Annotated in this window: 13 protein-coding genes; all 13 read right to left on the bottom strand. The window is 36.1% G+C overall.

Annotation, left to right across the window (positions count from 1 at the left end; all coding sequences use genetic code 11):
- Positions 1–66: 66 nt before the first annotated feature.
- The 13 genes from ACK2M2_RS09100 to rimP all read right to left on the bottom strand — a co-directional run bounded on the left by ACK2M2_RS09100 (position 67) and on the right by rimP (position 15,215).
- Positions 67–1,710: a Wzy polymerase domain-containing protein gene (locus tag ACK2M2_RS09100; RefSeq protein WP_419347684.1), complete on the bottom strand. Its 1,644-nt coding sequence runs from the start codon at positions 1,708–1,710 to the stop codon at positions 67–69.
- An 82-nt stretch (positions 1,711–1,792) separates the two neighbouring features.
- Positions 1,793–2,221: a pilin gene (locus tag ACK2M2_RS09095; RefSeq protein WP_419347682.1), complete on the bottom strand. Its 429-nt coding sequence runs from the start codon at positions 2,219–2,221 to the stop codon at positions 1,793–1,795.
- A gap of 824 nt (positions 2,222–3,045) precedes the next feature.
- A complete protein-coding gene (locus tag ACK2M2_RS09090; protein WP_419347680.1) occupies positions 3,046–4,545 on the bottom strand; it encodes a fused MFS/spermidine synthase in 1,500 nt (499 codons plus the stop codon).
- 1 nt (position 4,546) lies between these two features.
- Positions 4,547–5,155: a fused MFS/spermidine synthase gene (locus tag ACK2M2_RS09085; protein WP_419347678.1), complete on the bottom strand. Its 609-nt coding sequence runs from the start codon at positions 5,153–5,155 to the stop codon at positions 4,547–4,549.
- The gene (locus tag ACK2M2_RS09080; protein ID WP_419347675.1) at positions 5,137–6,792 is read right to left on the bottom strand and encodes a phosphoethanolamine transferase; all 1,656 of its coding nucleotides are present in this window, start codon (positions 6,790–6,792) and stop codon (positions 5,137–5,139) included. Before ACK2M2_RS09080 ends, ACK2M2_RS09085 begins: the two co-directional genes overlap by 19 nt.
- 59 nt (positions 6,793–6,851) lie before the next feature.
- Positions 6,852–7,322: a pilin gene (locus tag ACK2M2_RS09075; RefSeq protein ID WP_419347673.1), complete on the bottom strand. Its 471-nt coding sequence runs from the start codon at positions 7,320–7,322 to the stop codon at positions 6,852–6,854.
- Positions 7,323–7,522: 200 nt separating this feature from the next.
- Positions 7,523–8,083, bottom strand: coding sequence for a TPM domain-containing protein (locus ACK2M2_RS09070; protein WP_419347670.1), 561 nt, complete (start codon positions 8,081–8,083; stop codon positions 7,523–7,525).
- On the bottom strand, positions 8,077–9,159 hold the full coding sequence (locus ACK2M2_RS09065) for a TPM domain-containing protein (RefSeq protein WP_419347668.1): 1,083 nt from the start codon (positions 9,157–9,159) through the stop codon (positions 8,077–8,079). Before ACK2M2_RS09065 ends, ACK2M2_RS09070 begins: the two co-directional genes overlap by 7 nt.
- Positions 9,160–9,227: 68 nt before the next feature.
- Entirely contained in the window at positions 9,228–9,818 is a 591-nt protein-coding gene (locus tag ACK2M2_RS09060) for a LemA family protein (protein ID WP_409511944.1), read from the bottom strand.
- A gap of 220 nt (positions 9,819–10,038) precedes the next feature.
- Positions 10,039–10,446 carry a ribosome-binding factor A gene (locus ACK2M2_RS09055; protein ID WP_419347664.1) on the bottom strand — a complete coding sequence of 136 codons (408 nt, stop codon included), beginning with the start codon at positions 10,444–10,446 and terminating at the stop codon, positions 10,039–10,041.
- A complete protein-coding gene (gene infB, locus ACK2M2_RS09050) occupies positions 10,446–13,145 on the bottom strand; it encodes a translation initiation factor IF-2 (RefSeq protein ID WP_409511942.1) in 2,700 nt (899 codons plus the stop codon). Before infB ends, ACK2M2_RS09055 begins: the two co-directional genes overlap by 1 nt.
- A 10-nt stretch (positions 13,146–13,155) precedes the next feature.
- Positions 13,156–14,640, bottom strand: a complete 1,485-nt coding sequence (gene nusA / locus ACK2M2_RS09045; RefSeq protein WP_419347661.1) for a transcription termination factor NusA — start codon at positions 14,638–14,640, stop codon at positions 13,156–13,158.
- A 50-nt stretch (positions 14,641–14,690) separates the two neighbouring features.
- Positions 14,691–15,215, bottom strand: a complete 525-nt coding sequence (gene rimP, locus ACK2M2_RS09040; protein ID WP_409511940.1) for a ribosome maturation factor RimP — start codon at positions 15,213–15,215, stop codon at positions 14,691–14,693.
- Positions 15,216–15,522 lie beyond the last annotated feature (307 nt).

The raw sequence follows: 15,522 nt of genomic DNA, 5'->3' as shown, positions 1-15,522 counted from the left end.
TTCGATTGCCAAATATAAAAAATCCCCAAAAAATTGGGGATTTTTTATATCAAGGCGTACAATAACTTATTTCACAGTCGAGCTTGGCAGTAAATCTTCATACTTTTTATCAAGCCCATGCAACGTTTTGAGAATCCACAATTGATGTTGAGCCTCTTTGACTTTACCGTTATACGCTAAGACTTGAGCATATTTTTCAATATCATAACGAGAAGCTAAGTTCGCAACCATTAAACGGATATGCTCTAGTTCAGACTCACTTAATTTCGTTGCAGAATTTAAACCAATCCACCAAATACGATCATTAAACTGCGTCAACACCCAAAGCTTTTGATCAAGAACCTGTTGCTGTTCCACAGTCAAAGGTTGCTTTTTATTGACCAAAACACTTTGCTGTTTATACAAGCCATAATCACGATAAACCATTGCACAGACAACCAAACTCAGAATTGTAAATCCATACACAATGGCAGGCTTTAAATTAAATTCAGGTAAATCTTTATATTGTGATTGGATAAAACCGAGTAAAAATCCCATAGGCAGTAAAAAATAAGCATAGTGAATTGGGTATTCCAACATTGCATGAATAAGAATAGCGCAGACCATAAGCGTTGCAACAATTGACTCAATATCACGCACGCCCTTATTCAGCCAATATAACCATCCTGTAAAATACAGTAAGATTAGACCACCCAATGGAATACCATTCCAAATGAGTAAATCTAAAACAATGTTATGTGCGCTCTTATACCACTCATGGGATGGATACAAATCGAATGCTGCAATTTGCGCCATTCCTGTCTGATTCCAACCATAGCCCACCCAAGGATGCTGTGTAATCGCAACTAAAGCCTGATTCCACATATCTAAACGTAAATAACCAGAAGATGCTCTCTCTACAACAGACACTGTTTCAGTCACCTGAGCAGGTGAAATACTTTCAATCAATTGATTTAATGATGGTAAAACAAAAATAATTCCGATGAAAAGACCAACCCAAGTAAGCAATTTAAGAAATCCAAATCGCTTTGCCTGCCCAAATTGTTTAATCGCTAAATAACCAAGTGTAAATAAGCATACCACCCAAGCTGTTCTAGACTGAGTTAGTGCAATCGTTAAGATAAAAATCAAAGCCATTGGGACAAGTACAAGACTTGGAGCAATGCGTTTTTCATAAAAATACAATACTCCAAACAATCCTATGGTTAAAAATGTTGCTAGATTATTCGGTTGGGCAAAATTAGCGTATGGACGATTACCCTTTAAGATATTCATATACGGATAAAATGCTGTATTCAGTTGTAACCACTGTAAAATTGCAATTACACATGAAAGCAACCCAATGATGATAACCACACTACTAAAAAGTTTAAAAACTTTGACTCGTCCTTGCTGCGGTGCAAGGTTATAGCCAGTCACGATCATGACCCAGAAAAATAAGATATATGCAGTACAAAGTAGTGCATTACTAAAATATAGAATCTGCCCTGTGAGTAGTTGTATTGTTGGTATCGTTAAAAATAGTGCAAGCAACCATTGTGGTTTTGCAATACTAAATTTTTCTTTGTAAAACGTTGCTAAAACTAGTGTAAAAGCCGACAAAAAAGTCAGCATTTCACTACCAAATGTTGTCCAAGGGGTTTTATGAAACGGCAATAAGCAGGCTGTAACAAACAGGGCAACCGAGAGCGTATAGAAGTAGGCTTTCATTGGGGATGCGGAATAAAAAAACTGCGAGTATTATACATGCAGTTTTTAAGAGACTTAGATTATTAAAACAAGAAATCAATCTTTATATGCAATAAACAGGCTTATATTTTTGATCAATACCTGCTGTCGTGCTACAAGACCATGTACCATTTTTATCTCTATTTAAATATATAGACTCCCCAACAATACTTGTAAAAACATTTTTTAACTTACATTCAAGTGCAGGATTAGCTATACCTGCTACTGGAGCCTTAACAGCATAATTACAAAAATTTGACGAAGTGGAGAAAAACATATTCGCCACTGTAAAATCAGATGTATTTGAAGCAGAACCATCATTTACTATTAATTCGTATTGAGAACGAGCACCATTTAATTCGGAAACTGCCGATATAATCTGAGATTTAGCAATATAATTTTGATAAATAGGAATTGCTATAGCACTAATAACACCAATAATTGCAACAACGATCATTAACTCAATCAGCGTAAAGCCCAAGTTTTGCCTCATAATAATTTCCAATTTTTATAAAAGTCCCTTATTGGAATAATCATATACAAATTGGACTATAAAAGAATATAAAACAATACCCATCACAAAAAACGTTAAATAGTGCTATTAATTGTCATTTAATCTTACTTTACAAAGGCTTTTAAATTTTAATAAGACTTACCATTCTCATTCTTCCGAAGTCTTAAATTTATAACTTTTAAAAATTTACCAATATTTAAGTTCACAAAATAATACAATCAAATCCTGTTACTCTTACAATCTTTCACGCTGTAGCAATTTGATTTTGCTGTAAAATTACTTGTACTTTTTGCGAATCCTTATAGCAAGCTATTTAAGATACACTAGATAAAACCCTGGAATGCTATCATATACCAAAAAAATCACTCTAAGACCTACATGAAAAAGTCATGAAACACTACAAAAAAAGTGCATATAAATCAAAAATATGTCTGACTTTTATTATTGCTTGTACCACATAGGATGATTAGATACTACTTAAATAACAAACAGGACAGCTAGCTCAATTCAAATTAAAAAATATGGGATATCACTCGATTATTCTAGCATTTCAAAAAATTATTGAAAATGCTCCATTTTCACAAGCGAAAAATTTTAGTTTCTTATTTATAGCTCAAAATTTATATTTGACAATATAGCAGTTAGCATTAAATAAGATATAAAACAACAAATACAAGACTTAGAATAATCAATGCAATAAGTGCAATTTATCTTTTATCTATAAATAAAAAAATTAATTTCATTTAGAGCTCTAATGTTTCTACCTACAAACCTAATTAATAACTAATTATAATATTTTTCTATCATAATCCTTTCCCATATTTATACTCAACAATCATATTATTATCAGTAATAATTTCGGGCTTTCTAGTTGTAACTTTAGATAAATCTAATTGATTATAGTTAACCAAATCTTGCTGTATTATAATTTTTGCAGCCGCATCACATTCCAAATTATTCTTAAAAACCATTTGCTTATTTACATGGTTTTTTAATTGACATAAGTTTTTAGATATTTTACTTTCCTTAAAATCTAATGGTTTAAATAAAGCCAAAACCATAAATTTATATTTATAAACCTCTGGAAAAATACTATTTGCCGTTTCATAAGCGTCTATAGATTGTGTCGTATTGTATAAAAATACTCCGTTATCATCTAATTTATTTTTAATGATTTTTAAAAAATCCTGACTCAATAATGATGATCCATAAGCCCGCCAATGCCATGTAGTATTGATTAAAATAATATCAAAATTTTTTTGCTCAGATTTTTTCAACCATTTACGACCATCATCAACAATAATTTCAACTCTGTCATCTTTTAGTAAATCTTGTACCGTCGGGTTCTTTTTAATCATACTAATATATGCAGGATTGATTTCAATAATGGTTATTTTTTTAGCATGTGGTAAATAACTTAAGACCTTTGCCCAAGATCCTGTACTCAAACCAATCACTAAAATGTGCTCGGCTTTCGGTTGTAAGGCGGTTAATAAATATGCTCGATCAATACCATTGGTATTATGAAAAATATTGGTATTAAATTTTCCATCATAAACATTGGCACCAAACACGATTTGATCATCATAAATTTGAATAATTCCATGCTTATTTTCTAAAATCTCACTTGGGTATAAATTAGGCAAATAACTATTTTTAGAAAGTTCATGAAAAATTCGCTCTGGTTGAAACATCAGAAAAATTATAAATCCTAATAATACTGTTGCTAAATATTGATATTTGCGTAAGTTAATGCAGATAATACCTATACTACAAGTGATTAAACAAACCAATAAATAAGTTTGTTGACTATTTAAAAAACTAAGTGCAATAAAACTAATCAATAATGGGGCTAAAGCACTTCCAAATACATTGCAAAAATAAACATTAGAAATTTGTGCTCCAGTTTTCACTGCATGTGTTCCGACATGATGTACCACAGGAAATACAATCCCCCGAACCACAGCACAGCAAAAAACACAAATACCTAAAATTAAAATAGATAAATCTAAAAATTGAGAAAATAAATAAATCCCACCCAATAAAAGCAAATCAACTATTGCTGCAAATATAAATATTTGACCTAAGAAATCAATTTTAATATTCTTATTTTTTTGACATATTTTTTTCCCAATATGAGCACCAGATGCAATTCCTATCAAAAATAATGCCAAAGTATAAGAAAATGTTTGTGGTACAGACATGCCAACAAAAGAAATAAGACGCATCCATATAATTTCTTGTGCCAGACTCAAAAAACCACTAAAAAATGAAACAGCATAAATCATTGTATTTCTATTCATTTTATTTTCTACCATAGAGTATAAAAATACTGAGTGAAATTAAAATATTGAAACTAGCTGCCAACATTAATGTTTGAGAAAGGGTTAAAAAATTAAACAGTATAAAACCAGTTGATAATGCGCCCATAGCCGCACCTAACGTATTATAAAAATAAAGTTGACCAATAGACTCACCAATATTACTAATATGATGATTAAAAAATGCTGTCAACAAAGGTAACGTACTGCCCATTAAAAATGTTGGAATAAGCAATAATAAAAACACCCCAAAAATCATGATGAACATTGAGCTATGAATCATGATTTCTTGTAACCAATGTATGGCCGAATAACTCATAAAACCAAATATACCAATCAATAACTCAATACAACAAAATAATAGTATAATTTTTTTGGGAAAACGATCTGCAATCCGTCCACCAAAAAATGCACCGATTCCTAGTCCCAACATAAATATTGAAATAATGACAGTAATAGAAGTTAAATCAACGCCAAAACCTGTAAACAATAAACGTTGCCAAGACACTTGGTAAATCAGCGCACTAAAACCTGAAATAAAAAATAATGCAACCAAGTTGGCTAACATATTTTTTAACGAATTTCTTGACATTTCCCTTCCTTTAGTGCTGTATCATAATTTATTCCACCCAATACGAACCGTGGATAAACATCCAATTTTTTGAGCATACTTTTATCTAATGGATCTTTTGGAAGATAGATATCTGCTGCATCCAACAAAGTTGGAAAAATAATTTTTTGATTCAGTCGATTCGATGCATTGTGATGCAATTGGGCTATTTTTTTAGGATTAATTTGTGCATATTTATCCGAATACCAAGCAAAACCAGATATTTCTAAATTATTTACTGTTCTTAAACCATGACCACTTTGTTCACAATTTTGATCAAATAAATCTTCACCGTGATCCGAACTATATAACATAAATGCCACAATATTTTGCTTTTTTAGGGCTTCAATCACACCATTTAACATCTGATCTGTAAACAATATACTATTATCATAACTATTTAATAATTCTTGTTTATATTTTATATCCTGTAAGCTATAACCTGAAATATCGGTTAAAGAAGGTCTAAAATGATTAAATTCTTTTGAATAACGATGTGCATAATTATAATGACTGCCTAAGGTATGCAATACAATAAATTGCTTATTTTCATCATTTTGAATAATACGTGTAAGTTCTGGTAGTAACACCGTATCTAATCCACCAGAATTTTTATAATCTGTATGATTGAGAAACTGCATATATTCAGCTTCTTTGGCATACACAGAAGTACTGGTATCAAAAGCTCCAAATTGCTGTTGCATCGACAACCAATATGTTTTAAAGCCCGCTTCTTTAAAAGCGGACAGAATAGATTTTTCATTAAAATTAAATTGATAAACTTGTTGCGCAGGCTTACGCGTTAACATGACAGGTATAGAAGTTCTTGTTTCTGTAGAAATTGCCAAAAAATTTGGAAAATTGACCAAATGTCTTTGTTGGCTTAATTGTGGATTAGTACCTCGTACATACCCATTCAATTGCCAATTTGAACGACGACTCGTTTCACCAATAACTAAAATATATACCTCTTTTTGTGTTGGATTTTTTATTTGTTGTGCATTAAATTTGAATTTTTGATTGTGTTGAAATGCTTGCTGAATTTTTTGTTGCTCAATCCATAAATCATATATTGAAATAATTAAACCTAAGGGATAGGTTTGTTTAAGATCTTGTAAAAATCCATTTTTTTCTCTAACTAAAAAATTTTCTTGAGCTTCAGTTGCTTGATCAATTTGCTGACTGATTTGTTGTTGTAAAAAAAACATAAATGAAAAATGAATAAATCCCACAGCCAAAATCCAATAACGACTACGATGTTGCCAAACTTTCGGTTGTTTAAAATTTTTATAACAAAAGTATAAACAAAAAATTACCCATAAAAAAAATATACTAATATATAAATATATTCTAGCCCCAATAAAATGCCATCCTTCCTGCACATTTGTTTCTAAAACAATACTTAAAATTTGCTCACTTAATACAGATTTAAATAAAAAAATATAATACAAATTTAATGGAACAATAAGTAGAAATGGCAATAAAACAAAATTATATTTAGTAGTTTTTAATAATGCGTATAAATATACAAGAATATATAAGCTCAATAAAAAAGTCGTTGTATCCTGTGTATAAATCACAAGTATTAGACCAGGTAAAGCAAGTAATAAATATAGCATAAATAATCAACAATAAAAAACACCTCAACAGAGGTGTTTTTTATATAATAACTGTAAAATTAAGAAGAAGCTGAACAACCTGATGGACGATATTTTGCTTCAGCAGTTGTATGACAACGCCAAGAACCCGTAGCATCACGTACCCAAGTTAAAGTAGATGGGGTTACCTTTAATGTAGCAGCTGCTTTATCAGCAAAAGTAGCTACAATTGGTGTCGTTTCAGTTAAAACTGCAGCATTTGCACCTAGATTAGCACCAGCTGTTGTAACAGGAGCTGCACCAGCAACAGTTAAAGTTAAAATATTAGATGTTGTAGCACCTAAATTACAAGCATTAATAGCTGTATTTCCATCATTTAAGCATGATTCAACTGCAGTTTTAATTGCACCTGCTTCAGCCATTGCACGGCTAACTTGTGACTTGGCAATATAGTTTTGGTACTGTGGAATCGCAATTGCAGCAAGAATACCGATAATCGCAACAACGATCATTAACTCGATAAGGGTGAAACCCTTTTGAACTGATTTCATAACATTCTCCAAATTATAAATTTTTATCGCTTTTCAGCAATTTTCTTTTAAAGCCAACATATTAGAGTAAAAACATATCAACCTTTAACACAATCCTTATTCTAGTTTTTTAGCTAAGCTTTTCAAGGTTTTTTTTCTGAATTGTGTACTTTCGTAGTTTTGTGTAAAAAAGTGACATTTTTGGTCAGTAATAATTAGATTTAATTCAACATAATTGGACTATCCGTTAACTCGTTCTCATTTTCACTCATCTGCTGATCATAAAATTGATTCAACACTTGCCCAATTTCAGAAACGCCATCAATAACAGCTTTTCTATAGTGCTTTTCTTTTAGTTTGAGCGTTATCGCATCACAAATTATTTGCCAAACTTGCGCTTCTGTCGCTTGGTGAATCCCACGGTCAATCACTATTTCAACCTGTTGTTCACACAAGTTTAAATATAACAACACACCACTGTTATATTCAGTATCCCATACACCAATTTCAGCAAAGAGTTGTTGTGCCCGCAATCGAGTATTTTGATAGTAAGCCGATGATGCAGGAATATGCCCTTCTATGACCACCTGAATTTCACCAACATGACCCATTTCAGCCTGTTTTACTGCTTCTGCAATCGCAGTTTGATCCACTTTGCTAAAGTAGCGTTTTGATGCAGGCATATACACAAAGTGTTTCAACCATCGCTTAAAGCTCGGTACTGTACGTTGTTGTAAATTCGGTTCAGTAACAAGTTCTGTTGTATCTGTTTTAGTTACCATGAGCCTGAAGCACCTCCTCCACCAAAACCTCCACCACCACCACTATAACCTCCTCCGCCACCAAAGCCACCACCACGCCCTCCTCGACCACCACCTGATAAGAACATTTGGAAAATAAGTTGTGCGATTGAGGTTAAAATTAAAAAGAAAATACCAAAACCCATCATCAAACTAGTGACGATCCCTGCGCCATAAATCAAACCTGCTGCCGTACCTGTTACTCCTGCAACAGCCGCACTTAAACGATTACCTAAAAATGAAGATGCCAACACACCAATCACCAAAATGACCAATGCACTCGTTAATGCTTTATCTTTGGCTTCTTGTTCATGAACAGCTTGAGCCTGACGCTCTTTTAATTCATCGGCAGCTTTTTGTGCCGTTTCAGGATCCATATTTAAAATATTTTCAATTTCATTTACGCCTAAAATTAAACCTTGCCCATATTGTCCATTTTTAAATGGAGGTGTAATTTGATTACGAATAATTCGACTGGCAACAATATCGGGCAATACTCCTTCAAGCCCATAACCTGTAGCTATGTGGATACGCCGATCATTCACGGCAACGGCTATAAGCAAACCATTATCTTGTTTAGCTGAACCGAGCTTCCACTGCTCTGCCACACGCATCGCAAAATCAAAAATACTTTCTTGCCCTGTCGTTGACACAATAATAATGCCAATTTGCGCCTTACCTTGGTTATAAATCTTTCGGATTTGATTTTCGAGTTGCTGTTTTTCACTCGCAGATAAAATATTTGCCTGATCAATGATTGGAGCATTTAGTGTAGGTAATTGTCGAAAATTTTCTCCCGCAGCCATATCATTGGCAACTTGAGGTAATGTCTGGGTTTGCGTTGTTTCTTGTGCAGGTACAGTCGTATTTACTGTGGCTGTCGGCTGACTTTGCCCTGTTACATTGGGAATAGGTAAGTTATGATTCGGTAGAACCTTACCTAGAACCACAGCATCTTCAGCCGTTGTTTGATCTGTTGCTGTTGCAACTTCCGCATGTGCAATTGAGATAAAAATAGAAAACAAAAAACTTATGAAGATGAAAAATATCATATTCATGGATTTTCTATTGATCATTTCATTTTTCAGATCAGACATACACCCTCTCAAGCTCAACTATTGAGTACTTAGTTAAAGCTCACTGTTGGCGCTTTTTGCGCTGTGCTATCGGCACTGAAGTTTTCTTTGGTTTTCATTCCAATCACTTTTGCGGTCATTGCCTGCGGGAATTGACGTACATAAGTATTGTAATCTTGTACAGTTTCAACATAGCGTGTCCGTGCTGTACTAATTCGGTTTTCTGTACCTTCAAGCTGAACTTGTAAATCACGGAATTGTTCATTGGCTTTTAAATCTGGATAATTTTCAGTCACTGCAAGTAACCGTGACAATGCACTCGTCATTTGCGCCTGTGCTTCTTGGTACTTTTTAAATAATTCAGGATTTTCTAGAACTTCTTTATCAACCTTTAAGCCTGCAACATTGGCACGTGCTTCAGTCACTTCTGTAAGCACCTTTTCTTCATGTGTTGCGTAACCCTTTACAACATTCACTAGATTCGGCACAAGATCGGCACGACGTTGATATTGGTTTTGAACTTCAGACCATGCCGCATTCACTGATTCATCTTTGGCTTGTAAAGTATTATAACCACAACCTGAAAATACCAATGTACTTGTAAGCGTCAGTGCAAGAAGACCTTTTTTTATAGCATTCATTATATAAACCTCAGTTATTTATTTGTATTTGTTGATATAAAATCATTTTAAACAGTTTTTTGAGAAATATTGTATCTTTTCTTTAATGACAAAAACTCCTTTTGATCCATAGATTACGCTTATCTTCAGCAAGATTTCTACCTCATAACACTCAGAATATCATTACCCAAAAAACAAAAAAGCCACCCAAAGGTGGCTTTTCTATTAAGCATAATACAACTTATTCATCTTCTTTTTTTGCTTCATCAGTAGGAGGTAAGTCCTTCACTGCTTCAGCAATCAAACCAAACATATAGTTACCATATGCATTGGTTTTGTCGTAATGGAATCGCAAACGTGGTGTTATACGAGTCTTAATATTACGACTTAATTCATGACGCAGGAAACCTGATGCTTTATTTAAAACCTCAAGTGTTTCCTTGTTTGCAGCTTCACTTTGTTCATCACCAAGTTCACGACCCATTACGGTCACATAAACTTCGGCATAACCTAAGTCTGGGCTGACTTTCACTGCAGAGATGGTTACAAGACCACCTAAGCGTGGATCTTTTAGCTCTTGACGGATGAGCTCAGACAACTCACGTTGTACTGTATCCGCCATGCGCTTGAGACGTTGACTACCCGCCATTAAAGACTCCGTTTAACCAATTTAACATCATACACTTCGATCTTATCGAGTGGTTTAATGTCTTTATAACCTTTAACTGCAAGACCACATTCCATGCCTGCACGAACTTCTTCAACCACTTCTTTATAACGACGAAGAGATTCAAGCTCACCTTGGAACACAACCACGTCATCACGTAATACGCGAATCGGTTTGTTACGATGCAATACACCTTCAAGAACCATACAGCCTGCTGCTGCACCAAATTTACTTGAATGGAATACTTCACGTACTTGCGCCACGCCAAGAATTGTTTCACGATGTTCTGGTTCAAGCTTACCGCTCATTGCTGCTTTCACGTCATCAATCAATTGATAAATAATTGAATAATAACGAATATCAATACCATCAGCATCAGCTTTTTGACGCGCAGTATTATCTGCACGAACATTAAAGCCAAGCAATACAGCTTCAGAAGATTCAGCAAGTGTTACATCAGACTCAGTGATTGCACCAACGCCTGAACCAATCACACGTACTCGAACTTCATCTGTAGACAAACCATTCAATGCAACTGTAAGCGCTTCCAAAGTACCACGTACATCAGTTTTAAGCACAACATTGACATAAGGAACATTTTTCTTGCCCATTGATGACATGATATTTTCAAGACGCATTGCAGACTGACGTTCAAGACGTTGTTCACGTTCACGTGCCATACGCGCATCAGCAACTTCACGTGCTTTTTTCTCATCACTTACAACAAGAACTTCATCACCCGCCATAGGCGCTTCTGGAAGACCTAAGATTTCTACTGGAATCGAAGGACCTGCAGATTGAATACGCTTACCATTTTCATCTGTCATTGCACGAACACGACCGTAAGATGCACCCGCAAGAACGAGATCACCTACTTTCAATGTACCGTTTTGAACAAGAATTGACGTTACAGCACCACGGCTATTATCAATACGTGCTTCAATAACAACACCTTGTGCAGCACCTTCTTCAGACGCTTTCAATTCTAACAATTCAGCTTGAATTGAGATAAGGTCTAGAAGTTCATCGATACCTTGACCCGAATGCGCTGAAACCATTGCAACAGGAACATCACCACCCCATTGTTCAGGTACGATTTGCTTAGTTGTCAATTCGTTCAATACGCGATCTGGGTCAGCAGATTCTTTATCCATCTTGTTGATTGCAACAATGATTGGCGTACCCGCAGCACGTGCATGGTCAATTGCTTCCGCAGTTTGTGGCATAACACCATCATCAGCAGCAACAACAAGAACCACAATATCAGTCGCTTTCGCACCACGTGAACGCATTGCAGTAAATGCAGCATGTCCTGGAGTATCTAGGAAAGTGATAATACCTTTGTCCGTAGTAACGTGATATGCACCAATATGCTGTGTAATACCACCCGCTTCGCCTTGTGCAACTTTCGCACGACGAATACGGTCAAGAAGCGATGTTTTACCATGGTCAACGTGACCCATAATCGTAACAACTGGCGCACGTGTAGATTGTACACCACGCGCTTCTTCAGCAGCTTCCATCAAGTTATCTTCAGCTTGCGTATCAGAAACAAGAACTGGGTTATGACCCATTTCTTCAACGATCAGCGCTGCAATTTCTTGATCAATCGCTTGATTCTGAGTAACAAGCTCACCCATTTTCATAAGTGACTTAATAACTTCACGAACTTTGATCGCCATTTTCGCAGCTAAATCAGCAACAACAATCGTTTCACCGATTTCAACATCGTAAACTTGTTTCTTAACAGGTTTTTCAAAACCATGTTTATTTGAAGAACTTGTTTTCAAGCCACGTTTAGGTTGCTTGCTAAAGCTTTGCTCTTCTTGACCACGACGTCCACCTTTTTTAGGCGCACGTGCAGTTGGTGTATTCGCACCGCGTTTAATATCACGATCTTCTTTCGCAAATGAATCTTCGTATGCTTGACCTACAAGACCAGCAGCCAACGGAGAATCATCAACTACACGAATAGTTGCAGTTGCATCTTCAGACGAATATTTCGTCGCCATTTGACGCATTTGTTCAAGAGTACGCTGTTGCGCTTCTTCAGCCGATTTTTTACGTGCTGCTTCTTCAGTTGCTTTTAATTTTGCCGCTTCAGCATCACGTGCACGTTTCTGTTCAGGCGTTTCAATCGCTTTTACAGTCGCTTTAGTAATTGGTTTGTTGTTTGATTTACGCTTTACAACAACTGCTGCTTTAGGTGTTTCTTTTGCAGCCGTTTGCTGTTTTGCAGCAGCACGCATTTTTTCAAGGCTTGCCTTTGCAGAATTTCCAGCTTTTTCAGCTTCTTTCTGCACTGGAGCAGCTTGAGTTTTCGCTTCTACAGCTGGCTCTGCTTGCGCTTTCGCTAAAGCTTCAGCTTTAATTTGTTCAGGATCAGGCTTAGTAAACGTATGTTTTTTACGGATTTCAACATTAATCGTTTTGGCTTTACCTGAAGTACTCGCAACTTTAGCGGTACTCGTAGTTGTACGTTTCAACGTGATTTTTCCTGCATTTACATTATCCTGCCCATGAATCTTCTTCAAATGGCTGACCAATGCTTCTTGCTGTTCAGTGGTAATTTTATCTTCTGCTTTCTTTTGCGGAAGACCTGCGTCGCGAACCTGATCAAGCAGTTTTTCAACCGGAAGACCTACACTGACTGCTAACTCTTGAATTGACTTATCCGTCATGTATGACCTCCTAGTTAAACCATGATTCACGTGCTTTCATAATCAATTGACCTGCTGTTTCTTGACTAAGACCTTCGATATCAGAAATATCGTCAGTTGCTTGGTCGGCAAGATCATCAACAGTGATTACGCCACGAGCGGCTAATGCATAAGCAATCTCAGAAGTAATCCCTTCCATCGCTAGAAGTTCTGAGCTCGGTTCTTGAATATTTTCTTGCTGTTGAAGTGCATCCGCCAAAGCAATTTCTTTTGCACGGCTTTGTAATAATTCTACAAGCTCTGCATCAAGTTCAATTTCATCGAATGTTTCAGCTGGAACATAAGCAATCTCTTCTAAAGAAGTGAAACCCATTTCCACTAAAGCCATTGCAAGATCTTCTTCGATATCTAAACGAGATACGAACATGTCAAGATATTGCTGTGCCTCATTTTGCTGACGTGCACGATATTCATCTTCAAGCATCATATTAAGCTTAAAGCCTGTCAATTCAGATGCAAGGCGAACATTTTGACCTTGTGAACCAATTGCACGTGCAAGTTGATCACTCGTTGCAAAAATAATATCCGCTGTATGTTCTTCTTCGTCAAGTACAATACCCGACACATCTGCAGGCTCTAAAGCACTTGCAATGTACTGTGCAGGATCATCAGACCAAACTACAACATCAATACGTTCACCGTTTAATTCAGACTGAACCGCTTGAATACGCGTTCCACGCATACCAATACACGCACCGACTGGATCAATACGATGGTCATTCGTCTTCACAGCAATTTTTGCACGAACACCCGGTTGACGAGCCGCACCTTTAATTTCAATGATTTCTTCAGAAATTTCTGGAATTTCTTTCTTCATCAATGCAATTAGCATTTCAGGTTTAGCACGAGACAACAACAATTGTGCGCCACGACCTTCACGATTTACATTATAAAGGATTGCTGTAATACGCTGTTTTGGACGAAGCATTTCTTTTGGAATCATATCTTCACGAGATAAATATGCTTCAGCATTTTCACCAAGATCAATAATAAAACCATCTTTGGTTTGCTTCTTCACTTCACCGTAAATTAACTCACCAACTTTTTCTTCGTAAGCATCTGCAATTAAAGCACGTTCAGCTTCACGGATTTTTTGCACAATCACTTGTTTCGCAATCTGCGCTGCAATACGACCAAACTCAATTGATGGTACTTCTAGTTCACGTACATCACCAACTGACCATTGTTCAGGATTCATATCAGAAATGGCATCTTGACATGCAGGCATTTCATGATCTTCATCAGCAACGACTGTCCATTGACGGAACGTTCTGTAATCACCTGTTTTGCGATCAATTTCTACACGCAATTGTGCTTCTTCAGCATGCGTGCCGTCATAATATTTTTTTCGAGTTGCAGCGACAAGTGCCTGCTCAAGCGCTTCAAAAATCGCTTCGCGGCTGACACCTTTTTCATTACTGACCGTCTCTGCAACGGTAAGAATTTCACGACCCATAAGTCACCTACTTTTTAAATTCTTATTCGTTAAATTTAAATAAATCTGGTTTAATCCTGATAGATCAAATTCGCTTTATCAATATTACCGCTATCAATTTCAAGCACTTGTTGATTTTCAACTTCAACTTGAATGTATTCATTCTCAAGATCAACAGAAATCAATTTTGCTTGAAACTTACGGCGGTTTTCGACCGCTGCAATTAGACGCAAAGCAACCTGCTGTCCAATATACGCCTGCATTTGTTTAAGTTCAAAAAACGGACGATCCCAACCAGGAGAGGACACTTCAAGCGCATACTCACCCGAAATTGGATCGTGTACATCCATCATTGCACCGACTTGTTGAGTCACACGTACACAATCCTGTACGCCAATACCACGACCCTGCACAAGTTCACCATTTTCATCTAAAACTGGCGCTGCATTCTCATCAATATCTTTATCGATATAAATACGTAATAGGGAGCGTTTACCTTGAGGATTGAATTCAATACCCCATAGATCTACGTTACAAGCCTGCACAGCAGGTGCAATTAAGTCCTGAAGTGCTTGAGTTTTATTTGATAGCTTCATTTACTCTCGTCAATTTGCGCGATTTTATCGGTTATTTATACAACCGAAACCTGATCCATACACACTATAGTAGTAGTGAAACATGACACTTTAACTTTACGCCGTATACGGCTCATATCGACACTACACGATAGCCAATAAAAAAGGGCGTAATCGCCCCTAGTGTTACACAGAAAAACCGTAGTCCACTGTGCAAAAAGACCCACCTATATGTGAGCCTTTTTAGAAACTTGGTAGCGGGAGCTGGATTTGAACCAACGACCTTCGGGTTATGAGCCCGACGAGCTACCAGACTGCTCCATCCCGC

The organism is Acinetobacter sp. TY1, from assembly GCF_048551395.1.
GTDB lineage: Bacteria > Pseudomonadota > Gammaproteobacteria > Pseudomonadales > Moraxellaceae > Acinetobacter.
Note: the sequence above shows the minus strand (reverse complement) of the source record. Positions and strands in the feature narration are given on the sequence as shown.